Raw genomic sequence first — 23,118 nt, 5'->3', positions numbered from 1 at the left:
TATCATAGAGATCTTTAAGTATCTATCCCTGATTTCTCTACTGAAAATAGCGTGAAGATACGGTAATTAACCTTAACGTTGTCCCTCGGTTTTTGCCAATACTAACGTGCGTTGTGCTTAAATGTTGCGTACATGTACGCATATATTTATTGCCGGGCCATACGGCCAGTTGATGGAACAAAATCAGTATTGGAGCGCCAAGGGTTGATATCCAGTCCGCCACGGCGGGTATAACGAGCATAGACCGACAGTGTTTCAGGCTGACAAAAACGCATTATGTCGTTGAAGATACGCTCTACACACTGTTCGTGAAATTCATTATGGTGCCGGAAAGAGACCAGATAGCGTAGCAGTGCCTCTCGGTTAATCTGTGGGCCACTGTAGCTGATTTGTACTGATCCCCAATCTGGCTGGTGGGTAATCAGGCAGTTGGATTTGAGCAGATGACTGACCAGGCTCTCTTCTACTCTGTTGCTTGTGGTAGCCCCTTGCAGATAATCGGTGCTAAATTCATAGCTATTGATACGAATATCCTGTTGGTCGAGACATTCCCCCGAGAAATCGGCAATGGGTTGATGTGTTATTTCATTGAGTTGATATAGCGTGACACTGACATCACCTTGAGCGCAGGCCGCCAAATCGCGTTGCAATGTGGTGCGAACACTTTCCCAGTCAGCAAACACGGTTTGGTTAAAACTGTTGAGATAGAGTTTAAAGCTTTTGGATTCAATCAGATTAGTACTATCCGCATTCAGGCTGATTTCACCCACGGCAACTTGTGGCAGGCCATTACTGTTTAGCCAAGACAATTCATAGAGCGTCCAGATATCTGCACCATGAAAGGGCAGGTTATCTGGATATAAACCGAGAGGTTCACGGTTCATGCTGCGTGGCACAGCTTGCAACAAGGTGACGTCATAGTGATCGCGATAAGCGGTTGGTTTGCCCAGCGTCAGTTCCGCCAGAGCCTTATGGTCTTGATATGAAGACATGCTGTTCCCATGATGAGAGAAAGGTACAATAGCTTTAGTTTATCAATTTATGCCGCGTTTAACTGCATTTCTGAGTGGGGGGGTAGCACTCAGCAATACAGCGCAAGCTGCCGCGATACTGAGAATCGAGAATGGACCAGAATGTTTCAACGGCACTAAATAGCTTTACCCAACGTTATATCAATCTATGGCAGCAGCAGACCGGGCATCTGCCCGCCAGTGAAGAACTTTATGGTGTTCCTTCACCTTGCATCGTGGAAACTCAGGACAGTCAGGTATTTTGGTTGCCACAGCCAGCGGTTGCCGATGCCACATTGGCTAATATTGAACGGGCGTTGGAGATTCAGCTTCACCCGGATATTCATGCGTTTTACACCTGCCAATATGCTGGCGACATGATGGCTGATTTAGGTGATCACCGTTTTACGCTGCTACAAGTGTGGAGCGAAGATGATTTTATCCGTTTACAGGAGAATCTAATTGGTCATCTGGTCACGCAAAAAAGGCTGAAACTCTCGCCAACGCTGTTTTTGGCAACCACAGAGTCAGAGATGACAATGGCTTCATTGTGCAATGTCACAGGTAATGTGGTGTTAGAGCAATTTGGTAGTAGTAAGCGCACCCTGCTGGCATCAACTCTCATACATTTTCTTGATGCATTGCGTCCAGTATTACCTGAATAAGCAAGTGGTTATTGTTTATTCTGGTCAAGCCGGTGTGCGAGATCTCTCACACCGGCTGTGAGACATCACTTCTATTCTTTAACTGTAAAATTTTTGTGTCAAATTTATCTTCAATAAAATCATTTTGTTATAAACGTTCATTTTTTTATATGTAAAAGTATCAGCATCATTATTCTTACAGTGTCTTGCCACCCTTTGTCGATTAAGCGATCCTTCTAATCGCCGGATAGGATCTGGCGGAGAAGGACGGTATCTGGATGCTACCACTTCAGGATGAAGAACACAGGGACTGCTTAGGACGAGTGAAGGGATGTTTCAGGATGGAACAAAGGACACCTCCAGGATGGAGATTGAGAGCCGGTTCAGGATGAATGGTGGGTTAGGATAACCTCAGGATTAGCATCGGGATGGTGTAGGACACTGCGACGGATTGCTGGTTAGGATAACCACACGGAAAAGTTTTCATGGATTGAGCAGGGAGCATCACTTTTAGCGGGATAGCTATGAAACGAATTGAGGGGTACTGGTAAAACAGTACCCCTTTTTTTATGCTTATTTTGCCCAATAGCCTTCTGTTGTCTATGGCGTGAGTTTGGGCATCGCCTTCTTCAATGGTATGCTTGGCCGCCGTTGGACCAGCCCGGCGAATGGCTGTTTTTTGGTTGAGAGCATAATCATGAGTATAGAAAATCAGGTGCGTCAGAACTTACGGGATATTGAGCTTGCCATGCGAGCAATTGATCTTTGGCAAGTTGTTCCACCGCCAGCGGCAGCCTTCGAAAGTAATGAGCCTTTCAGTATCGATACCATGGATGCCGAGCAGTGGTTGCAATGGGTACTGATTCCCCGAATGTATGCATTGCTGGAATCGAATAACCCACTTCCGACACGTTTCGCCATTACGCCATACTTTGAAGAGGCATTAAGTGGTGATAGTCGGCCAGATTGCACCATACTGCTGGCACAATTACAGTGTCTCGATGATCTGTTGAATAAAGAAAGTAACTAATGCTGGAAATAATTTACCAAGATGAATATATAGTTGCGGTGAATAAACCCGCCGGTTGGCTGGTTCACCGTAGTTGGTTGGACAGTAATGAAACCGTATTTGTGATGCAAACGGTGCGCGACCAGATTGGCCAGCATGTTTATACCGTCCACCGTCTGGATCGCCCAACATCAGGTGTGCTGCTGATGGCGTTATCCAGTGATGTTGCCCGTGCTCTTTCGGCGCAGTTCGAACAGCACCAGATTCAGAAAACATACCATGCGGTGGTTCGTGGCTATGTGCTGGAAGGTGGTACGGTTGATTACGCGATGAGCGAAGAACTGGATAAAATCGCGGATAAACATTCCAAACAAGATAAAGCACCACAACCGTCAGTTACCCACTATCAGCCTTTGGCTCAAGTGGAAGTTCCTGTTGCTATTGGGCGCTATGACACATCACGCTTCAGTTTATTGGAGCTGAAACCGGAAACAGGGCGTAAGCATCAGTTACGGCGGCATATGGCACATATACGCCATCCAATTATTGGTGATAGTGCCCACGGTGATTTGCGTCAGAATAGAGGTATTGCCCAACACTTTGATTGCTCACGGCTCATGTTGCACGCTAGCCATTTACAATTGAATCATCCAGTCACTGGTGAGGTGCTTTCGCTTACGGCGCGTTGGGATGAATCCTGGCAAGGCTTGATGTCACACTTTGGCTGGTTGGGTATTACCCCTCATCTTGAAAGGGTTGAGTTTCCAGCGACCGAAGGTCAGGATAGTGAATAATTTTTTCTGGTTAAAAGGGAATATCTTTTATGGCTCAGGTCGGGATTTTTGTCGGCACTGTCTACGGTAATGCGTTGTTAGTGGCGGAAGAAGCTGAAAACATACTGAAAGAGCAGGGGCATGAGGTAACACTGTTTGAAGAGGGGACTTTAGAAGCCTGGCAGTATTATCGTCAACATTATGCACTGGTTATCACATCTACCACCGGACAAGGCGACTTCCCTGACAGCATAGCAGAACTGTTCGTCGCTGTTCGTGATCAGGTTGGGTTTCAGCCAGAGCTACGTTATGGCGTCATTGCACTAGGTGACAGCAGTTATGATAATTTCTGCGGCGCAGGGCGCGCATTTGATGAACTGCTGCAAGAGCAGGGGGCGACACGGATTGGTGAACGACTGGATATTGACGCGATGGAACACCCGGAGCCAGAAGTGGTTTCAGCGTTGTGGGTAGAAAAATGGGGCCGCTTGCTTAAGTAACATAGCTTCTGCTCAATGACGTATTGTGGCGTGCAGTGTGCTGCCACAATACGTGTTCAGCTAGATTTAGCGGCCGTTGGTCAGCTTTTCTAAATCTGATTCAATTTCTGAAATCTTATTGGCAACAACGCTTTCTAAATGGCGCAAGTCATCCAGGATTTTGCGTTTCAAATCCACTTCAATCTGATCGCGCTTACACAGTTGATCCAACTCATCAATGACGTAACGGAGGTTAGGATTGATTTCATTGATTTCTTTGTAACCATGTCCAGCGTTATCCGCCACCACAGTTTTGCGTTGGCGTGGATATTTGAATTTCACACTCTTAGCAAAAAACTCGCCTTTATCTTTGCGGAAATAAATTTTCAGAATGTCGTTATTGGCCTCCTGACGCAGGCTATAGCGATCGACATCTTCTGGTTGTGTGATTCCTAAGCTTTTCAGATTGTCATACATAGCGCCACCTTTTTGATTTTATATTCCACAGTTTATGATTATGACGGTAAATTTCGCCAAAGTATGTGATTGCAGGCGATAACTTCACAAAGCAAAAAAATAGCGGGTGATTAGCCCGCTATATTCATCTTAGTCGATGGTGCGTAATAACTCATTAATACCGACTTTTCCACGGGTTTTTGCGTCAACTTTCTTCACGATAACTGCACAGTACAGGCTGTAGCTACCGTCTTTCGAGGGCAGGTTACCGGAAACGACAACAGACCCGGCCGGAACGCGGCCATAGTGAATTTCACCAGTTTCGCGATCGTAAATACGGGTGCTTTGCCCAATAAATACGCCCATGGAGATAACGGAACCTTCTTCGACGATAACCCCTTCAACCACTTCTGAACGCGCACCGACAAAGCAGTTATCTTCAATGATGGTTGGGTTGGCTTGCAGTGGCTCAAGCACGCCACCAATGCCAACACCACCGGACAAGTGCACATTCTTACCAATTTGCGCGCAAGAACCGACAGTTGCCCAGGTATCGACCATGGTGCCTTCATCAACGAAAGCGCCAATATTCACATAAGAAGGCATCAGTACGGTATTACGAGCGATAAATGCGCCTTTACGTACGGTTGCTGGTGGTACGACACGGAAGCCTTCACGTTGGAAGCGCGCTTCATCGTAACCGGCGAATTTCATTGGTACTTTGTCGTAGTAACGCGTTTCTGCGCCTTCCATGACCTGGTTATCATTGATACGGAAAGACAGCAGTACCGCTTTCTTCAGCCATTGATGGGTAACCCACTGGCCGTCAATCTTTTCTGCCACCCGTAGTGCACCGGTATCAAGCAGATCAATCACGTAGTTAATCGCTTCGCGGGTTACGGTATCAACGTTGGCCGGCGTGATATCTGCACGGCGTTCGAAGGCGGTTTCAATAACGTTCTGTAGTTGCTGCATCCTGTTCCCTTCAAAATGGGTTGTAAGAAAAATTAATGACTAAAAAGTTATTTGTATCACAGTTTATCGTTCGGATTGAGGGTATCTGTCAACCGTTGTGCTAATTCGCGGCGGGTTTCAATACTTAAAGCGCGGCGATCTTTGTCTGCTAATACAAATAAATCCTCCACCCGCTCGCCAATAGTTGTGATACGTGCGCTATGCAGCGATAACCCTAAATCTGCAAATATCCCACCTACCCGAGCCAGTAAGCCCGGCTGGTCCAGTGCAATTAACTCCAGATAAGTACGGCGCTCGTTATGGGTTGGCAAGAAATTGGTTTCAGTCGGCACACTGAAATGCCGTAATTTAGGTGATAATCGCCTGACGCGCGGATGTTGATAATTCGGCTGGGTCATCGCTTGTTCTAAGGCATGACTAATGATGGGATGTCTATCTTGAGCCAGTGGGCTGCCATCTGGCTCCAATACGATAAAGGTATCCATCGCCATACCATCGCGGTTGGTGAAAATCTGTGCATCATGAACACTCAGATTGCGGCGATCCAGCTCACCGACCACCGCAGCAAACAGTGATGGGCGGTCAGGGCTCCAGATGAATATTTCGGTTCCCCCCCGTGTTGCCTGACGGCTAACTAACACCAGTGGCTTGGTTGAGTCATGCTCTAATAAGTGGCGGGCATGCCAGGCTAATTGATTGGGTGAATGACGCAGGAAATAATCAGCCCGGCAGCGGCTCCAGATGCGGTGCAATGCTTCTTCATCGATATTATCCATCCGCAGCAGCGCCAGAGCTTGTAGCCGGTGGTGACGGACACGTTCGCGCAAATCCGGGCTGTTTTGCATACCACGGCGTAACTGTTTTTCTGTGGCGAAATAAAGTTCGCGTAACAGGCTCTGTTTCCAGCTATTCCACAAATTTTCATTGGTGGCGCAAATATCAGCCACTGTCAGACTGACTAAATAGCGCAAGCGAGTTTCGCTTTGTACTTCGGCGGAGAATTGCTGAATAACCGCAGGGTCCTGAATATCCCGACGCTGAGCTGTCACTGACATCAAGAGGTGGCAACGAACTAACCAAGCCACAAGTTGAGCTTCGCGCGAGTTAAGGCCGTGCTGCTCGGCAAACTCCAATACATCGTGAGCGCCCAGTATTGAATGATCGCCTCCACGCCCTTTGGCAATATCGTGGAACAGTGCTGCTAGCAACAATAATTCAGGTTGAGGCAGGCGTGGGTAAAGCTCGACGCAGAGAGGATGGCGTGGCCGGGTTTTTTCATCGGCAAAGCTTTCGAGTTTAAGTAACACGCGGATAGTGTGCTCATCTACGGTGTAGGCGTGAAACAGGTCAAACTGCATCTGGCCAACGATACTGCCCCATTGTGGCATATAGGCCCACAGCACGCTGTGGCGATGCATCGGTAATAATGCCCGGGAAACCGCCCCAGGGTGGCGCAAAATGGCCATGAATAGCTTGCGGGCTTCAGGAATGTTACATAAAGGCTGTTTCAGATGCCGCCGGGCATGGCGTAAGCGGCGTACTGTGGTGGAATATATGCCTTTGATATCCTGATTGCGTACCATCAGATAGAACATGCGCATAATAGCTTCAGGCTGCTGGATAAATAAGTTCTCATCACGCAGATCTATTAAATCCCCGCGTAACTGAAATTCATCATCCAGTGGACGTGGTTTTTCATTGGTACCCAGCGCCAATATGGCTTCGTCAAACAGTTGTAGCAGCATGTTGTTCAGTTCGCTGACCCGACGGGTCATACGATAAAAATCTTTCATCATCCGTTCGACCGGTTCATTGCCTTCGCCCTGATATTGCAAAAGCTGAGCCACACTCAGTTGGCGGTCAAACAGCAGGCGGTTATCGTAGCGAGTTAATACCAAATGCAGCGCGAAACGGATGCGCCACAGAAAACTCTGGCTTTCAATCAGCTCATTGCGCTCAGCTTTGGTCAGAAAACCGAAATCAACCATCTCACTTAAGGATGTGGCACCAAAATGGCGGCGGGCTACCCATTGTAGGGTGTGGATATCCCGTAACCCACCAGGGCTACTTTTGATATCAGGCTCCAGGTTATAACTGGTGCCATGGTAGCGTTTATGCCGTTCTTGTTGTTCGGTGATTTTGGCATGGAAAAATTGCGGCGAGGGCCAGAAATTGTCGCTAAAAATGTGCTTTTGCATCTGTAAAAACAGGGCTACATCACCGCAAATCAAACGTGACTCAATCATATTGGTGGCGACAGTGAGGTCGGCTAACCCCTCGAGCAAACACTCTTCCAGTGTGCGCACGCTGTGGCCGACTTCCAGTTTCAGGTCCCATAGCAAAGTGATCAACTGGCCGACGCGTTGCGCATCTTCATCGCTTAGACGCTGCTTGCTGAGAACCAATACATCAATATCTGATAAGGGGTGCAGTTCACCACGGCCATAGCCGCCCACGGCAACCAGCGCGGTTTCAGCCACATCATCAAAACCATAAAATGTCCACAACCGCCGTAACAGGCGGTCAATGTAATCACTGCGCGCAGCAATTAATATCTCGGCACTGATTCCGCCATTGAATGCTTCCGCCTGCCAAAGTTGGAAAGTCTCAAGCCGCTGCTTGAGAATCGGGCAATTAAGGTCACTATCGAGATAAGTACTCGGTGGTGCGGGCTGCTCAGGAATGACCTTCGGTACCGCAGGGGATACAGAGTGCTCGGTGTGATTGTCAGACATATGTTTACCCGATAAATGCGACCTGATAAAAAGACGCAGCCCATAAAAAAGCCGGCGGCTGCCGGCTTGTCATTATTACTCGTGCGTTATGATGTTGGGGATGGTGTCATCCTTTCGCAACGTCATTATTTCGCAGCCGTTATCGGTTACCACAATAGTATGCTCGTACTGTGCCGACAAGCTGCGATCTTTAGTTTTTACCGTCCAGCCATCTTTCATGGTACGAATTCGGTAATCCCCTGCGTTGACCATAGGCTCAATGGTGAAAGCCATACCAGTTTGTAGGATTACGCCACCGTCGTCTGCATCGTAGTGCAGCACTTGTGGTTCTTCATGGAAACCTTCGCCAATACCGTGGCCACAATATTCACGCACCACAGAAAAGTTCTCCGCTTCCACAAATTTTTGGATCTCTTTACCCAGAGTGCGCAGGCGGATACCCGGTTTGACCATTTTGATTGCCAGGTACAGGCTCTCTTGAGTGACGCGGCACAGGCGCTCACCCAAAATGGTAGGTTTGCCGACGATAAACATTTTTGATGTATCGCCATGGAAACCGTCTTTAATAACAGTCACGTCGATATTGACGATGTCACCGTCTTTCAACACTTTCTCATCACTTGGAATGCCGTGACAAATAACTTCATTAATAGAAATACAAACCGATTTAGGAAAGCCGTGGTAACCCAGACAAGCAGAGATAGCCTGCTGATGGTTGGTGATATGATCGTGGCAGATACGATCGAGTTCACCAGTGGTTACCCCCGGTTTTACGTGAGGTTCAATGATCTCCAGCACTTCAGCAGCCAGGCGGCCAGCAACGCGCATTTTTTGAATATCTTCAGGTGTTTTTATTGAGATTGCCATGCAAAAGTGTCCGTAGGGGCTGTGAATACCAACCAGCCGCCGTAATATGAATAAGCAGGTAATAAATATCATATACCCTAAATAACCTGTCGCTAATGGTACCAGCCCTGCAATTAGCTGCCAAACTTTCGTTTGCAGTGACGACACTAAATGCAACAAAAGTTGGTGTGTTGCGGCCGTTTATGGTATAAAGCGCGCCGGCAAACCGCACTATTATGTTGTCGTTTCAGGTCCGATTTCAGGGCATGTCCTGATGGCAGGTAGCTGTTTAGCTGAGTAATACCAATCGCACTCATATGTGTAAATAACACACACGTGTCGACACATACGCCGGGGTGCCCTAAAGTTTTTGATGATTATCAATTTCTTATGGGGTCGGCGTTATGGGGCACGTGGAGGCATAACCCCAACTGATACTATAGAGGTTTTAATCATGGCAACTGTTTCCATGCGCGACATGCTCCAGGCCGGTGTTCACTTCGGTCACCAGACCCGTTACTGGAACCCGAAAATGAAGCCTTTCATCTTCGGCGCACGTAACAAAGTTCACATCATCAACCTGGAAAAGACCGTACCAATGTTCAACGAAGCTTTGGCTGAATTGAAAAAGATCTCTTCCCGTAAAGGTAAGATCTTGTTCGTTGGTACTAAACGCGCAGCAAGCGAAGCGGTAAAAGACGCTGCCAACAACTGCGACCAGTTCTTCGTGAACCATCGCTGGTTGGGCGGGATGCTGACTAACTGGAAAACTGTTCGTCAGTCCATCAAACGTTTGAAAGATTTGGAAATCCAGTCTCAAGACGGCACCTTTGACAAGCTGACCAAAAAAGAAGCGCTGATGCGTACTCGTGAACTGAACAAGCTGGAAAACAGCCTGGGCGGTATCAAAGACATGGGCGGTTTACCAGACGCTCTGTTTGTTGTTGATGCTGATCACGAACACATCGCTATCAAAGAAGCTAACAACCTGGGTATCCCGGTATTCTCTATCGTTGATACTAACTCCGATCCAGATGGCGTTGACTTTATCATCCCAGGTAACGATGACGCGATCCGTGCAGTTAAACTGTACCTGAACGCCGTTGCTACTGCCGTCACTGAAGGTCGTTCTCAAGACTTGGCCGTTCAAGCGGAAGAAAGCTTCGTAGAAGCTGAATAATAAGTCAGGCTCGTTGGAGCCCTTATTAACCAGGTATTGAAATATGTTGGTTAGGGGGCCTTTATAGGCCCCCTTTGCGTATCTAATGTGAGATCTTGTTTTCACAAGAGAACCGAGGAAATTTAAATGGTTGCTATTACCGCTGCTTTGGTAAAAGAACTGCGTGAGCGTACTGCCGCAGGCATGATGGAATGTAAAAAGGCGTTGGTTGAAGCTAACGGCGACATCGAGCTTGCCATCGACAATATGCGTAAATCTGGTCAGGCTAAAGCTGCCAAGAAAGCAGGCCGTATCGCTGCTGAAGGCATCATCCTGGCTCAACTTTCAGCCGACGGTAAGTTCGGTGTGATTCTGGAACTGAACTGCGAAACTGACTTTGTTGCTAAAGATGCTGGCTTCAAAGCATTTGGCGAAGAAGTTATCAACGCAGCTCTGGCTGACAAAATCACTAATATCGACGATCTGAAAGCTAAGTTTGAAGAGCAACGCGCCAATTTGGTAGCTAAAATCGGCGAGAACATCAATATTCGTCGTATTGCTGCTCTGGAAGGCGATGTTCTGGGTACTTATCTGCACGGCGCTCGTATCGGCGTTATGGTTGCAGCAACTGGCGCTGATGAAGAGCTGGTTAAGCACATTGCTATGCACATTGCTGCAAGCAAACCAGAATATGTTAAGCCAGACGATGTTCCTGCTGAAGTTGTTGCTCGCGAGCACCAAATCCAGTTGGACATTGCTATCGAATCCGGCAAACCACGTGAAATTGCTGAGAAGATGGTTGAAGGCCGTATGCGTAAGTTCACCGGCGAAGTTTCTCTGACTGGTCAGAACTTCGTTATGGACCCAAGCAAAACCGTTGGTGATTTGTTGAAAGAGAACAAAGCTGACGTAACAAACTTCATCCGCTTTGAAGTGGGCGAAGGCATTGAGAAAGTTGAGACTGACTTTGCTGCTGAAGTTGCAGCAATGAGCAAACAGTCTTAATGCTAAAAATGGGGCCGCCAATCGGCGGTTCCATTTTATCCACTCGATACCCGTCATACTTCAATTACAGGTGCGTTGACTGCTTTCGTTCACTTCAGTCACTTACTTATGTAAGCTTCTGAGGATTCGCTCAGTTGTCGTCTTCCTGCAACTCGAATTATTTAGGGTATAAGCTTAGTCCTGTCAGTTTTCAGCGCACGGTATTGCTTTGAACATTTGACGGTCAAGTTCCCAATATTTATTACTGCTGCTTAGGACAGAACACCATGGCAACCAATGCAAAACCCGTATATCAGCGTATCCTGCTTAAGCTTAGCGGCGAAGCCCTGCAAGGCGCGGAAGGTTTTGGTATCGACGCAAGCGTTTTGGATCGCATGGCTCAAGAAGTTAAAGAGCTGGTCGAATTGGGCATTCAGGTCGGTGTGGTCATTGGCGGTGGTAACCTATTCCGCGGTGCCGGTTTGGCACAAGCTGGGATGAACCGCGTAGTGGGCGACCACATGGGAATGCTGGCTACCGTAATGAACGGCCTGGCAATGCGAGATGCACTGCACCGTGCCTATGTGAACGCCCGCCTGATGTCTGCTATTCCACTTAATGGTGTGTGTGATAATTACAGTTGGGCTGAAGCTATCAGCTTGCTGCGTCATAACCGTGTGGTGATTTTTGCCGCAGGTACAGGTAACCCTTTCTTCACCACCGATTCCGCGGCCTGTCTGCGCGGTATCGAGATCGAAGCTGATGTGGTGCTGAAAGCGACGAAAGTTGATGGAGTTTACTCCGCAGATCCGGTTAAAAACCCTGACGCAACACTGTTTGAGCAGCTAACCTATCAGGATGTTCTGGAGCGCGAGCTAAAAGTTATGGATCTGGCGGCCTTCACTTTGGCCCGTGATCATAACTTGCCAATTCGTGTTTTCAATATGAACAAACCTGGCGCTCTGCGTCGCGTGGTGATGGGTGAGAATGAAGGGACGTTGATCACTAAAGAAGTGACAGCGATCGCTAAATAAGCGGCAGCCTGTATTGTCAGGGGCATGCGGCTTTCAGATATGCCCCCAATGCCTGCAACTGTTGGTTTGTATATTCACCGGCTATACTCATGCTATGGCCTGCCAAGTAACCAGTTTCCAAGGGTTCACAACGTGATTAACGAAATTAGAAAAGATACTGAAGTGCGTATGGAAAAATGCTTTGAAGCTTTCCAAAACCATATCAGTAAGATCCGTACCGGTCGTGCTTCTCCAAGTATTCTTGATGGCATTCAGGTTGAGTATTATGGCACTGCTACGCCATTGCGCCAGTTGGCTAACATTGTGGTTGAAGACTCCCGTACTCTGGCATTGACCGTGTTTGACCGCAGCCTTAGCGCCGCGGTTGAGAAAGCGATCATGACCTCCGATTTAGGGCTGAATCCTTCTTCCGCGGGTACCGTTATTCGTGTTCCACTGCCAGCATTGACAGAAGAGCGCCGTAAAGACTTGATCAAAGTTGTTCGTGCAGAAGCAGAGCAGGGCCGTGTATCGATTCGTAACGTGCGCCGTGATGCTAACGAAAAAGTGAAAGCTTTGTTGAAAGATAAAGAGATCAGTGAAGACGAAGACCGCCGTTCTCAAGATGATATCCAAAAGCTGACCGATGCTTTTATCAAGAAAGTTGATACTGCATTAGCGGCTAAAGAAGCTGAGTTGATGGATTTCTAATCCTGCCTGACAAAAAACAGAGCGTCGCTTAGGTGGCGCTTTGTTTTTAGCAGGATCACTATTTTGCCGATTCACTAGGTCAGTAGAGTCATGCGATATCGGCAGTAATACGCTATAAAATTGGGCCGAGGATATTTATTAGACCACCTGTTATTCGGGTCGGTTGCGCTCTCGCCTATCATAAAAACAGTTATTCAGAGCACTCTCATGAAGCAACTGACTATTCTTGGTTCTACTGGCTCCATCGGTAACAGCACTCTGGGTGTTGTCCGCGCTAATCCCGAATTATTCAACGTTACTGCACTTGTGGCTGGTCGCAATGTCGAGCAGATGGCAATGCAATGCCTCGAGTTTTCTCCTCGCTATGCCGCGATGTCAGATGAAATATCGGCCAAAGCGTTGCGCCAGTTATTGGCTGAGCACGGTTCGAAAACCGAAGTTTTTCATGGTGAAAAAGCGGCCGGTGAACTGGCTGCGTTAGACGATGTCGATCAAGTGATGGCGGCAATTGTCGGTGTGGCAGGCCTATCTTCAACGCTGGCGGCTATTCGTGCAGGTAAACAGGTATTACTGGCTAACAAAGAGTCACTGATTACCTGCGGCAAGCTTTTCATGGATGAAGTGAAACACAGCCATGCACAATTGCTGCCAATCGACAGCGAACATAATGCGATTTTTCAGAGTTTACCTGAGAAAATTCAGCGTAAATTAGGCTACTCTTCACTGAGTGAGAATGGCGTCTCGCGCATTATTTTAACTGGCTCAGGTGGCCCACTGCGTGAAATACCTTTATCACAATTTGCCGATGTCACACCAGATCAGGCTTGTGCTCATCCAAACTGGTCTATGGGGCGCAAAATTTCAGTCGACTCCGCGACTATGATGAACAAAGGGCTGGAGTATATCGAGGCGCGTTGGTTATTCAATGCCAGTGCAGAGCAGGTTGAGGTTATTTTGCATCCTCAATCTGTCATTCACTCGATGGTGCGTTATCACGATGGTAGTGTACTGGCCCAGATGGGGACCCCAGACATGCGTACCCCGATTGCACATGCGATGGCGTACCCAATGCGGGTTAATTCTGGTGTTGCACCACTCGATTTTTGCCAGATACGCGAGCTGACGTTCGCTGCGCCGGATTATCAGCGTTATCCTTGTCTAAAATTGGCAATCGATGCAAGCAATGCAGGGCAAGCTGCCACGACAGCGTTGAATGCCGCGAACGAAATATCCGTTATGGCATTTTTAGATTCACGCATTCGTTTCACTGATATTGCAGCCATCAACCTTAGGGTTGTGGAACAGTTATCATTGGCTGAACCCACTAGTGTGGATGAGGTGCTGATCATTGATCGTCAAGCCCGTGATACGGCAGCTCAAGCAATAGAAAAATTGAATCATTAAGTTGTATTGGCTGTTTTGGGAATTTGTTAGGGCAAGGCTGAGATGGTATAGTCTGCACCGTCAATGGATAGATAGACTGTTGATTAGTGGCCCAATAGGTATTTAAACCGTCTATTTTGGCTGTCACTTAAGAAGCCGTGACTTGGTACACGGCTTTTTTTGTGGGCTTACTGCCTAATGTTCGGGACGAACAATTGATTTATTGAGGAAATGAGTTCGCATTATGTCGTCTGTAAATGAAGATAGGGCTAACTTGTGCCCCCTGATTCCGCGTCATGTCGCTATCATTATGGATGGTAATGGGCGTTGGGCTAAAAATCGGGGTAAATTAAGGGTCTTCGGTCATAAAGCGGGAGTGAAGTCAGTTCGTCGTGCAGTAAGTTTTGCTGCCAGTCATCATTTGGATGCGCTCACGCTTTATGCTTTCAGTAGTGAAAACTGGAATCGCCCTGCTCAGGAAGTCACCGCTCTGATGGAGCTTTTTGTTCGTGCGCTGGACAGTGAAGTAAAAAGTCTGCATAAACATAATGTTCGTTTATCTGTTATTGGTGATATCAGTCGATTTAGTGAACGTTTGCAACAACGGATCCGTCGCTCAGAAGCGCTAACTGCCAACAATGACGGTCTGAAACTCAACATCGCTGCCAATTATGGTGGCCGTTGGGATATTATTCAGGGTGTGCGCCATTTAGCTGAGCAAGTACAGCAAGGTGAGTTGCAGCCCACAGATATCAGTGAAGAATCGCTAAACTCGCATATCTGCCTGCATGAGCAATCTGAGGTGGATTTAGTGATCAGAACCGGTGGTGAACATCGCATCAGTAATTTTTTGTTATGGCAAATTGCCTATGCTGAACTTTACTTTACTGATGTACTCTGGCCTGATTTTGATGAACATGTCTTTGAAGGTGCGCTGAATGCATTTGCACAACGCGAGCGTCGCTTCGGGGGAACTACACCTATCGATGCCACTGCATCCTAGGGGGAACTTTTGCTGAAGTATCGTCTCATAACTGCTTTGATTTTGATTCCGGTTGTCATTGGTGCCCTGTTCCTGCTTCCGCCGGTTGGTTTTGCTATTGTTACTCTCTTTGTCTGTATGCTTGCAGCCTGGGAGTGGGGGCAATTAGCCGGGTTCGCTAGTCGTTCTCAGCGTATTTGGTTAGCCATACTTTGTGGTTTTCTACTGATCTCAATGCTGCTTAGCCTTCCTGCCTATCAGCATTCTGCTCATCTACCACAAGTGAGTGTCCCTCTCTGGCTCTCTATGGGCTGGTGGGTCGCAGCATTGCTGTTGGTGCTTACTTACCCACGCTCTGCGGCGTTGTGGCGCGATTCACGTCTGTTACGTATAATTTTCGGCGTTCTGACTATTGTTCCCTTTTTCTGGGGCATGGTGGCATTACGTCAGTATGGCTATGAGCAGAACCACCATATCGGCGCCTGGTGGCTGCTGTATGTGATGCTTTTGGTATGGGGTGCGGATTCTGGCGCTTACATGTTTGGTAAATTATTCGGTAAACATAAATTAGCGCCTAAAGTATCACCAGGTAAAACCTGGGAAGGATTAATTGGCGGTTTACTGACATCAGCTCTGATATCATGGTTGTTCGGTCGTTATGCTCCGTTGGATATCATCCCGGAAAAACTGTTAATCTGTTCCGTGGTGGCTGCATTGGCCTCAGTACTTGGCGATTTGACCGAAAGTATGTTTAAACGTGAAGCGGGAATCAAAGACAGTGGTCATCTGATTCCTGGTCATGGTGGGATACTGGATCGTATCGATAGCCTGACCGCAGCTGTGCCGGTATTTGCCTGCTTAATGCTGTTAGTGTTTTAATCCGTCACTGACGGGGAGTTTAGGGAATATGATGAGCATACTCTGGAGCCTGGCCGCGTTTATTATCGCACTGGGGATCTTAATTACAGTGCATGAGTTCGGTCACTTTTGGGTGGCGCGGCGCTGTGGTGTCCGTGTCGAACGCTTTTCGATTGGTTTTGGTAAAGCGCTGTGGCGTCGGACGGATCGTCAAGGTACCGAGTATGTTATCGCCCTTATCCCGCTGGGCGGCTATGTTAAGATGCTAGATGAGCGTGTTGAAGCTGTTGCTCCTGAGCTTCGTCATCAATCTTTTAATAATAAAACTGTTTTGCAACGCGCGGCAATCGTCAGCGCGGGCCCTATTGCCAACTTCCTTTTTGCTGTCATTGCTTACTGGCTGGTGTTTATCATTGGTGTGCCAAGTGTGCGCCCGGTAGTGGGTGACATTTCGCCACAATCCATTGCTGCACAAGCCAATATTTCTCCAGGAATGGAACTTAAGTCTGTAGATGGTATCGAAACGCCTGACTGGGATTCTGTTCGTTTGGCCCTCGTCGGCAAAATCGGTGATAAACAAACACAGGTGGGTGTGGCACCATTTGGTTCTGCTAATGTGGTGCAAAAGACACTGGATCTGCAACAGTGGCAGTTCGAGCCTGATAAGCAAGATCCTGTCGTGGCGTTGGGTATTATTCCACGAGGCCCGCAGATTGAATCTGTCTTGGCTGAAGTTCAAACCGGGTCTGCGGCACAAAAGGCAGGTTTACAAGCAGGGGATAGGATAGTTAAAGTTGGTGGTCAGCCACTGGATCGTTGGCAAACATTTGTTTTACAGGTTCGTGATAACCCCGGTAAGCCACTGGTGTTAGATATTGAAAGGGGTGGTACCCCCTTGTCTTTAACCTTGATACCAGATACAAAATCGGTTGGAGAAAACCGCAATGAAGGTTTTGCGGGTGTAGTGCCGAAAGTTATACCGCTTCCGGATGAATATAGAACGATTCGCCAATATGGCCCGTTTACGGCACTCTACCAAGCTGGGGATAAAACCTGGCAGTTGATGCGGTTGACGGTAGGCATGTTGGGTAAACTGATTACTGGTGATGTTAAACTGAATAACTTGAGTGGCCCGATATCTATTGCACAAGGCGCTGGGGTTTCAGCTGAGTACGGATTGGTGTATTACCTGATGTTTTTGGCACTAATCAGTGTCAACTTAGGGATTATCAATTTGTTCCCGTTACCGGTATTAGATGGTGGACATCTGCTCTTCCTGGCGATAGAAAAGCTGAAGGGTGGGCCGGTTTCTGAGCGAGTACAGGACTTCAGTTATCGCATCGGCTCGATTTTGCTGGTGTTATTAATGGGGCTTGCACTTTTCAATGATTTCTCCCGTCTTTAACGGCTGGGGATAGGTTAGGAAGAACGCATAACAACGATGGCGATGAAAAAGTTGCTCATAGCGTCGCTGCTGTTTGGCAGCGCCACCGTATACGGTGCAGACGGGTTCGTAGTGAAAGATATTCATTTCGAAGGCCTGCAACGGGTCGCCGTCGGTGCGGCGTTACTTAATATGCCGGTTCGCGTAGGCGATACCGTCAGTGATGATGACATCGGTAAAACTATCCGTGCGTTGTTTGCTACAGGCAACTTCGAGGACGTTCGCGTCCTGCGCGATGGTGATACGCTGATTGTTCAAGTCAAAGAACGCCCAACGATTGCCAGCATCACTTTCTCCGGTAACAAAGCGGTGAAAGATGACATGCTTAAGCAGAATCTGGAAGCCTCTGGCGTCCGGGTTGGCGAAGCCCTGGACCGTACCACTATATCCAGCATTGAAAAAGGACTCGAAGACTTCTACTACAGTGTGGGTAAATACAGCGCTTCAGTGAAGGCTGTTGTTACACCGCTACCGCGTAATCGTGTTGATATCAAACTGGTCTTTACCGAAGGTGTCTCTGCAAAAATTCAGCAGATTAACATCGTAGGTAACCACAGTTTCACAACTGATGAGCTTATCTCACGCTTCCAATTGCGTGATGAAGTGCCATGGTGGAACGTGGTTGGTGATCGTAAATATCAGAAGCAGAAGCTCGCCGGTGATCTCGAAATCTTGCGCAGCTTCTACTTAGATCGCGGTTATGCCCGATTTAATATCGATTCTACTCAGGTGAGTTTGACGCCAGATAAAAAAGGCATCTATATCACCATCAACATTACCGAAGGCGACCAATACAAGCTTAATAGCGTTGTTGTGAGCGGTAATCTTGCAGGGCATCAATCTGAAGCTGATAAGCTGGCAGCGATTGAGCCGGGTGAATTGTATAACGGCAGTAAAGTCACACGCATTGAAGAAGACATCAAGAAGATGTTGGGCCGCTATGGTTATGCTTATCCGCGTGTGGTCTCTCAACCAGAAATTAACGATGCTGATAAAACAGTCAAACTGCATATCAACGTAGATGCGGGTAACCGTTTCTATGTCCGCAATGTTCGTTTCGAAGGTAATGACACCAGTAAAGACTCCGTATTGCGCCGTGAAATGCGCCAGATGGAAGGTGCATGGTTGGGTAATGATCAGGTCGAAGCGGGCAAAGAACGTTTAAACCGTCTGGGCTATTTCGAAACCGTTGATGTTGAAACTCAACGTGTTCCAGGAACTGCTGATCAGGTCGATGTCACTTATAAAGTCAAGGAACGCAATACCGGTAGTTTAAACTTTGGTATTGGTTACGGCACAGAAAGTGGTGTCAGCTTCCAGGTTGGGGTTCAGCAAGATAACTGGTTGGGTACTGGTAATACCGTCGGTATTAATGGTACGAAGAACGACTATCAGACTTATGCTGAATTTACCTTAACTGACCCTTACTTCACCGTTGATGGTGTAAGTCTGGGCGGGCGTATCTTCTATAATGATTTTAAAGCAGATAACGCAGACCTGTCTGGCTATACCAACAGCAGTTACGGTATTGACGGTACTTTAGGCTTCCCAATTAATGAGAATAACTCATTACGGGTTGGTTTAGGTTACGTCCATAACTCCCTGTCTGACATGGAACCACAAGTCGCGATGTGGCGATATCTTGACTCTGTTGGTCAAGATCCTAATCTGACTGATCGTGCCAGCTTCACAGCGGATGACTTCACACTGAATCTGGGTTGGACTTATAACAACCTTGACCGTGGTTTCTTCCCAACGTCAGGGGTTAAATCATCAGTTAATACCAAAGTGACGGTACCTGGCTCTGATAACGAGTTCTATAAAATCACTTTCGATACATCTGCTTACCAACCGTTAGATGAAGATCATTCATGGGTGCTCTTAGGCCGTGGTCGCTTGGGTTATGGCGACGGTATCGGTTCGAAAGAGATGCCATTCTATGAGAACTTCTATGCCGGTGGTTCCAGTACTGTCCGTGGTTTCCGATCAAATAATATCGGTCCTAAAGCGGCATACTATAATGCTAATGGGACCATCAGAGATTCAACCGATGCGGTTGGTGGTAACGCGATGGCGGTGGCCAGTTTAGAACTGATTACACCGACGCCGTTTATCAGTGAAAAATACTCAAACTCTGTACGGACCTCCTTCTTCATTGACTCAGGTACTGTATGGGATACTAATTGGGAAAATACCGCACTGACGCGTGCTGCTGGTGTACCTGATTACAGTAAGGCGAGTAATATTCGTGTGTCTGCCGGTGTGTCATTACAATGGATGTCGCCATTGGGTCCATTAGTGTTCTCATATGCTAAACCGGTTAAAGATTACGAAGGTGATAAGTCAGAGCAATTCCAGTTTAACATTGGTAAGACTTGGTAATTGATTGGCAAAGTAGTTCTGAATTTTAAAGACAGCACTGGTAGTTGAAATAACCTAAGGTAGCGCTAGTGAGTTTGGCGCTATTTTAGGCACTATTCAGTATTAAGTGCACTTCAAAGTGTCTCTGACACAAACGGGTAATGGTAAGGAGTTTATAGTGAAAAAGTGGTTGTGTGCCGCAGGTCTTGGTTTAGCATTGGCAGCTTCTGCCAGCGTTCAAGCCGCTGACAAGATTGCTATTGTTAACGTTTCCAGCATTTTCCAACAATTACCTGCGCGTGAAACCGTAGCTAAGCAGCTGGAGAATGAATTCAAAGGCCGTGCAACCGAACTGCAAGGAATGGAGCGCGACCTGCAAACTAAAATGCAGAAGCTGCAACGTGACGGTTCTACCATGAAAGCCAGTGATCGTACCAAGCTGGAAAGCGACGTAATGAAACAGCGTGAAACTTTCTCTACTAAAGCCCAGGCTTTTGAGCAAGATAATCGCCGTCGTCAGATGGAAGAGCGTAACAAAATTCTGAGCCGTATTCAGGATGCTGTTAAATCTGTTGCTAGCAAAGGTGGTTATGATGTGGTGATTGATGCAAATGCTGTTGCATATGCAGACCCTTCTAAAGATATCACTGCTGACGTGCTGAAACAGGTTAAATAAAACATGCCTTCAATTCGACTGGCTGATTTAGCTCAGCAGTTGGATGCACAGGTGTACGGTGATGGCTCACTCGTCATCACCGGCATCGCTTCTATGCATTCCGCCGAGCCTTCGCAAATCACGTTTTTGTCAAATAGCCGCTATCAAGAACAACTCGCTACTTGTAATGCAGGTGCGGTGGTATTGACTGAGGCTGACTTACCTTTCTGTAAATCTGCAGCTCTAGTGGTTAAAAATCCGTATTTAACCTATGCACGCATGGCTCAGATAATGGATACCACACCTCAACCGGCCCAGGATATTGCACCGAGTGCAGTTATCGCTCCACTGGTAACGTTGGGAGAGAAGGTTTCTATCGGTGCGAATGCAGTGATAGAGTCCGGTGTTGTGCTAGGCGATAATGTGGTTATCGGTGCTGGCTGCTTTATTGGCAAGAATACTCACATTGGTGCTGGTAGCCGTTTGTGGGCCAATGTTTCCGTTTATCATGAAGTTGTTATCGGGCAGAACTGCCTGATTCAATCCGGTACGGTCATTGGTGCAGATGGTTTTGGTTATGCAAATGATCGTGGTAATTGGATAAAAATTCCACAGCTCGGTTCAGTGCATATTGGTGACCGTGTTGAGATTGGCGCTTGTACCACGATTGACCGTGGCGCATTAGATAATACCATTATTGGTAATGGCGTCATCATTGATAACCAATGTCAGATTGCACATAACGTTGTGATTGGCGACAATACTGCAGTTGCGGGTGGTGTTATCATGGCAGGTAGTCTGAAAGTTGGCCGCTATTGTATGATAGGCGGCGCGAGTGTGATCAATGGTCATATGGAGATTTGTGACAAAGTCACAATCACCGGAATGGGAATGGTGATGCGCCCAATCACTGAACCTGGGTTATACTCCTCCGGCATTCCGTTACAACCAAATAAAGTTTGGCGCAAGACCGCTGCTTTAGTGATGAATATCGATGGAATTAATAAACGCTTAAAAGCTATTGAGCGTAAAATCGATAAAGAGTAGTCACTCAAGACCGATACTCTGAGTCAATAATTAAGCTTATTGGCAAGTGATGCCAAAAGTAGATACTTAAAGAAATTGGTGTCGCAGCCTGACAAAATAAATCAATCTTGATGAACTTATGTGGTCAAGTGATTCAGGTAAATACGTGCAGTTACGCCGTTGTTGCGTCAAGTTCGAAGGGTATACAGAGTTCCTAATTTGCGGCCTGCCTAATGCCTCCCTTTTGGGGCAGTGCAGGCCGTGTTGTTGATAGCATTAGTTTTTTAGACAGGAAGAGTATTTTGACTACTGACACTCATACTCTGCATATTGAAGAGATTTTGGATCTACTCCCGCACCGTTTTCCGTTCTTGCTGGTAGATCGTGTCCTTGATTTCGAAGAAGGAAAATTTCTGCGTGCAGTGAAGAACGTCTCTTTCAACGAGCCATTTTTCCAAGGCCATTTCCCGGGTAAACCTATCTTCCCAGGCGTGCTGATTTTAGAGGCGATGGCGCAGGCGACCGGTATCCTGGCATTTAAAAGCCGCGGTAAACTTGAGCCGGGTGAACTTTATTATTTTGCTGGTATTGATGAAGCTCGCTTCAAACGTCCGGTAGTGCCTGGTGATCAAATGATCATGGAAGTTCAGTTCGTTAAAGAACGCCGTGGTCTGACCCGTTTTACTGGTGTTGCGAAAGTCGATGGTGAAATCGTCTGTACTGCCACGATGATGTGTGCTCGTAGCAGGCCAGTAACCCCACCAGCAGAAGCTGTTGTTGCAAAGTCTGTTGTTGTCGAACCCGCAGTTAAGGAGTCCTGATACGTGATTGACAAAACCGCCATTATCCATCCAAGTTCTATCGTCGAAGAAGGTGCCATTATTGGTGCCGGCGTTCGTATTGGCCCCTTCTGCTTTGTCGGATCTCAGGTGGAAATTGGCGCTGGCACGGAACTGAAATCCCATGTCGTCGTTAATGGTGTAACCAAGATTGGCTGTGACAATCAGATTTACCAATTTGCCTCCATTGGTGAGGCGAATCAGGATCTGAAATATGCAGGCGAGCCTACTCGCGTTGAGATCGGTTCACGTAACCGTATCCGTGAAAGCGTATCTATCCACCGTGGTACGGTTCAAGGTGGTGGATTAACTAAAGTAGGCAGCGACAATTTGCTGATGATTAATGCCCATATCGCCCATGACTGTATCATTGGTGATCGTTGCATTCTTGCGAACAATGCAACTTTGGGTGGTCATGTGGAAATTGACGATTTTGCCATCATTGGCGGAATGACGGCTATCCATCAATTCTGCGTGATTGGTGCGCATGTGATGGTGGGCGGTTGTTCAGGCGTTGCTCAGGATGTGCCTCCTTATGTCATTGCTCAGGGCAACCATGCAACACCATTTGGTATCAATATTGAAGGGTTAAAACGTCGTGGTTTTGACAAAGAATCACTTCATGCGATCCGTAATGCTTACAAGTTGTTGTACCGCAGTGGTCGGACGCTGGATGAAGTGAAACCAGAAATTGCCGAATTGGCGGAGCAGGTTCCGGCGGTTAAGGCATTCAGTGATTTCTTTGCGCGCTCTACTCGCGGCATTATTCGCTAACT

22 protein-coding genes are annotated in these 23,118 nt (G+C 47.3%); 17 read left to right on the top strand and 5 right to left on the bottom strand.

The window, feature by feature from the left end; genetic code table 11:
* Positions 1 to 146: 146 nt before the first annotated feature.
* Entirely contained in the window at positions 147 to 992 is an 846-nt protein-coding gene (gene queF, locus V1956_RS21025; RefSeq protein ID WP_420070726.1) for an NADPH-dependent 7-cyano-7-deazaguanine reductase QueF, read from the bottom strand.
* A 131-nt stretch (positions 993 to 1,123) separates the two neighbouring features.
* Here queF and syd point away from each other — a divergent pair, with 131 nt between their 5' ends.
* The 4 genes from syd to V1956_RS21005 all read left to right on the top strand — a co-directional run bounded on the left by syd (position 1,124) and on the right by V1956_RS21005 (position 3,936).
* The gene (gene syd / locus V1956_RS21020; protein WP_083162908.1) at positions 1,124 to 1,675 is read left to right on the top strand and encodes a SecY-interacting protein; all 552 of its coding nucleotides are present in this window, start codon (positions 1,124 to 1,126) and stop codon (positions 1,673 to 1,675) included.
* Between the two features lie 676 nt (positions 1,676 to 2,351).
* The gene (locus V1956_RS21015; protein ID WP_083164106.1) at positions 2,352 to 2,684 is read left to right on the top strand and encodes a YqcC family protein; all 333 of its coding nucleotides are present in this window, start codon (positions 2,352 to 2,354) and stop codon (positions 2,682 to 2,684) included.
* On the top strand, positions 2,684 to 3,457 hold the full coding sequence (truC, locus tag V1956_RS21010; protein WP_372559772.1) for a tRNA pseudouridine(65) synthase TruC: 774 nt from the start codon (positions 2,684 to 2,686) through the stop codon (positions 3,455 to 3,457). The genes V1956_RS21015 and truC overlap by 1 nt, the downstream gene beginning before the upstream one ends.
* 29 nt (positions 3,458 to 3,486) lie before the next feature.
* Complete coding sequence (locus V1956_RS21005) at positions 3,487 to 3,936, top strand: flavodoxin (protein ID WP_420070727.1); 450 nt, start codon at positions 3,487 to 3,489, stop codon at positions 3,934 to 3,936.
* A 66-nt stretch (positions 3,937 to 4,002) separates the two neighbouring features.
* Here the strand turns inward: V1956_RS21005 and V1956_RS21000 are convergent, their stop codons facing one another.
* The 4 genes from V1956_RS21000 to map form a co-directional block, all read right to left on the bottom strand.
* Entirely contained in the window at positions 4,003 to 4,392 is a 390-nt protein-coding gene (locus tag V1956_RS21000; protein WP_004706707.1) for a DUF3461 family protein, read from the bottom strand.
* A gap of 129 nt (positions 4,393 to 4,521) precedes the next feature.
* Positions 4,522 to 5,346 carry a 2,3,4,5-tetrahydropyridine-2,6-dicarboxylate N-succinyltransferase gene (gene dapD / locus V1956_RS20995; RefSeq protein WP_442825619.1) on the bottom strand — a complete coding sequence of 275 codons (825 nt, stop codon included), beginning with the start codon at positions 5,344 to 5,346 and terminating at the stop codon, positions 4,522 to 4,524.
* 56 nt (positions 5,347 to 5,402) lie between these two features.
* Positions 5,403 to 8,081: a bifunctional uridylyltransferase/uridylyl-removing protein GlnD gene (gene glnD, locus V1956_RS20990; RefSeq protein ID WP_420070728.1), complete on the bottom strand. Its 2,679-nt coding sequence runs from the start codon at positions 8,079 to 8,081 to the stop codon at positions 5,403 to 5,405.
* 75 nt (positions 8,082 to 8,156) lie between these two features.
* Complete coding sequence (gene map, locus V1956_RS20985) at positions 8,157 to 8,948, bottom strand: type I methionyl aminopeptidase (protein ID WP_083162917.1); 792 nt, start codon at positions 8,946 to 8,948, stop codon at positions 8,157 to 8,159.
* Between the two features lie 433 nt (positions 8,949 to 9,381).
* Here map and rpsB point away from each other — a divergent pair, with 433 nt between their 5' ends.
* The 13 genes from rpsB (at position 9,382) to lpxA (ending at position 23,116) form a co-directional block, all read left to right on the top strand.
* Entirely contained in the window at positions 9,382 to 10,107 is a 726-nt protein-coding gene (rpsB, locus tag V1956_RS20980; RefSeq protein ID WP_083164108.1) for a 30S ribosomal protein S2, read from the top strand.
* A 126-nt stretch (positions 10,108 to 10,233) separates the two neighbouring features.
* A complete protein-coding gene (gene tsf / locus V1956_RS20975) occupies positions 10,234 to 11,091 on the top strand; it encodes a translation elongation factor Ts (protein WP_372559769.1) in 858 nt (285 codons plus the stop codon).
* 266 nt (positions 11,092 to 11,357) lie between these two features.
* The gene (gene pyrH, locus V1956_RS20970; RefSeq protein WP_083162919.1) at positions 11,358 to 12,104 is read left to right on the top strand and encodes a UMP kinase; all 747 of its coding nucleotides are present in this window, start codon (positions 11,358 to 11,360) and stop codon (positions 12,102 to 12,104) included.
* A 132-nt stretch (positions 12,105 to 12,236) separates the two neighbouring features.
* Positions 12,237 to 12,794, top strand: coding sequence for a ribosome recycling factor (frr, locus tag V1956_RS20965; RefSeq protein WP_083162921.1), 558 nt, complete (start codon positions 12,237 to 12,239; stop codon positions 12,792 to 12,794).
* 207 nt (positions 12,795 to 13,001) lie between these two features.
* Positions 13,002 to 14,198 (top strand): 1-deoxy-D-xylulose-5-phosphate reductoisomerase, encoded by a 1,197-nt coding sequence (gene ispC, locus V1956_RS20960; protein ID WP_372559768.1) that lies wholly within the window; start codon positions 13,002 to 13,004, stop codon positions 14,196 to 14,198.
* A gap of 223 nt (positions 14,199 to 14,421) precedes the next feature.
* Positions 14,422 to 15,180: a (2E,6E)-farnesyl-diphosphate-specific ditrans,polycis-undecaprenyl-diphosphate synthase gene (gene ispU, locus V1956_RS20955; RefSeq protein ID WP_372559767.1), complete on the top strand. Its 759-nt coding sequence runs from the start codon at positions 14,422 to 14,424 to the stop codon at positions 15,178 to 15,180.
* Between the two features lie 9 nt (positions 15,181 to 15,189).
* Positions 15,190 to 16,038 carry a phosphatidate cytidylyltransferase gene (gene cdsA / locus V1956_RS20950; protein WP_083162927.1) on the top strand — a complete coding sequence of 283 codons (849 nt, stop codon included), beginning with the start codon at positions 15,190 to 15,192 and terminating at the stop codon, positions 16,036 to 16,038.
* Between the two features lie 28 nt (positions 16,039 to 16,066).
* Positions 16,067 to 17,422, top strand: a complete 1,356-nt coding sequence (gene rseP / locus V1956_RS20945; protein WP_083162929.1) for a sigma E protease regulator RseP — start codon at positions 16,067 to 16,069, stop codon at positions 17,420 to 17,422.
* A gap of 36 nt (positions 17,423 to 17,458) precedes the next feature.
* A complete protein-coding gene (gene bamA, locus V1956_RS20940; protein ID WP_372559765.1) occupies positions 17,459 to 19,843 on the top strand; it encodes an outer membrane protein assembly factor BamA in 2,385 nt (794 codons plus the stop codon).
* A gap of 157 nt (positions 19,844 to 20,000) precedes the next feature.
* The gene (skp, locus tag V1956_RS20935) at positions 20,001 to 20,498 is read left to right on the top strand and encodes a molecular chaperone Skp (protein WP_032820361.1); all 498 of its coding nucleotides are present in this window, start codon (positions 20,001 to 20,003) and stop codon (positions 20,496 to 20,498) included.
* Between the two features lie 3 nt (positions 20,499 to 20,501).
* Positions 20,502 to 21,524 carry a UDP-3-O-(3-hydroxymyristoyl)glucosamine N-acyltransferase gene (gene lpxD / locus V1956_RS20930; protein WP_372559764.1) on the top strand — a complete coding sequence of 341 codons (1,023 nt, stop codon included), beginning with the start codon at positions 20,502 to 20,504 and terminating at the stop codon, positions 21,522 to 21,524.
* Between the two features lie 281 nt (positions 21,525 to 21,805).
* Positions 21,806 to 22,324, top strand: coding sequence for a 3-hydroxyacyl-ACP dehydratase FabZ (fabZ, locus tag V1956_RS20925; protein WP_083164110.1), 519 nt, complete (start codon positions 21,806 to 21,808; stop codon positions 22,322 to 22,324).
* A 3-nt stretch (positions 22,325 to 22,327) separates the two neighbouring features.
* Entirely contained in the window at positions 22,328 to 23,116 is a 789-nt protein-coding gene (lpxA, locus tag V1956_RS20920; protein WP_083162935.1) for an acyl-ACP--UDP-N-acetylglucosamine O-acyltransferase, read from the top strand.
* The last annotated feature ends 2 nt before the right edge of the window (positions 23,117 to 23,118 follow it).

The sequence above is a fragment of the Yersinia sp. 2540 StPb PI genome (assembly GCF_052217165.1).
GTDB lineage: Bacteria > Pseudomonadota > Gammaproteobacteria > Enterobacterales > Enterobacteriaceae > Yersinia > Yersinia enterocolitica_E.
Note: the sequence above shows the minus strand (reverse complement) of the source record. Positions and strands in the feature narration are given on the sequence as shown.

What these genes read in the sequence shown, in the direction of transcription:
- ispC (WP_372559768.1), top strand. Translation starts at nt 13,002, where the DNA reads ATGAAGCAACTGACTATTCTTGGTTCTACTGGCTCCATCGGTAACAGC.
- dapD (WP_442825619.1), bottom strand. Translation starts at nt 5,346, where the DNA reads ATGCAGCAACTACAGAACGTTATTGAAACCGCCTTCGAACGCCGTGCA.
- rseP (WP_083162929.1), top strand. Translation starts at nt 16,067, where the DNA reads ATGATGAGCATACTCTGGAGCCTGGCCGCGTTTATTATCGCACTGGGG.
- map (WP_083162917.1), bottom strand. Translation starts at nt 8,948, where the DNA reads ATGGCAATCTCAATAAAAACACCTGAAGATATTCAAAAAATGCGCGTT.
- ispU (WP_372559767.1), top strand. Translation starts at nt 14,422, where the DNA reads ATGTCGTCTGTAAATGAAGATAGGGCTAACTTGTGCCCCCTGATTCCG.
- lpxD (WP_372559764.1), top strand. Translation starts at nt 20,502, where the DNA reads ATGCCTTCAATTCGACTGGCTGATTTAGCTCAGCAGTTGGATGCACAG.
- glnD (WP_420070728.1), bottom strand. Translation starts at nt 8,081, where the DNA reads ATGTCTGACAATCACACCGAGCACTCTGTATCCCCTGCGGTACCGAAG.
- pyrH (WP_083162919.1), top strand. Translation starts at nt 11,358, where the DNA reads ATGGCAACCAATGCAAAACCCGTATATCAGCGTATCCTGCTTAAGCTT.
- truC (WP_372559772.1), top strand. Translation starts at nt 2,684, where the DNA reads ATGCTGGAAATAATTTACCAAGATGAATATATAGTTGCGGTGAATAAA.
- V1956_RS21005 (WP_420070727.1), top strand. Translation starts at nt 3,487, where the DNA reads ATGGCTCAGGTCGGGATTTTTGTCGGCACTGTCTACGGTAATGCGTTG.
- rpsB (WP_083164108.1), top strand. Translation starts at nt 9,382, where the DNA reads ATGGCAACTGTTTCCATGCGCGACATGCTCCAGGCCGGTGTTCACTTC.
- V1956_RS21015 (WP_083164106.1), top strand. Translation starts at nt 2,352, where the DNA reads ATGAGTATAGAAAATCAGGTGCGTCAGAACTTACGGGATATTGAGCTT.
- tsf (WP_372559769.1), top strand. Translation starts at nt 10,234, where the DNA reads ATGGTTGCTATTACCGCTGCTTTGGTAAAAGAACTGCGTGAGCGTACT.
- queF (WP_420070726.1), bottom strand. Translation starts at nt 992, where the DNA reads ATGTCTTCATATCAAGACCATAAGGCTCTGGCGGAACTGACGCTGGGC.
- syd (WP_083162908.1), top strand. Translation starts at nt 1,124, where the DNA reads ATGGACCAGAATGTTTCAACGGCACTAAATAGCTTTACCCAACGTTAT.
- bamA (WP_372559765.1), top strand. Translation starts at nt 17,459, where the DNA reads ATGGCGATGAAAAAGTTGCTCATAGCGTCGCTGCTGTTTGGCAGCGCC.
- V1956_RS21000 (WP_004706707.1), bottom strand. Translation starts at nt 4,392, where the DNA reads ATGTATGACAATCTGAAAAGCTTAGGAATCACACAACCAGAAGATGTC.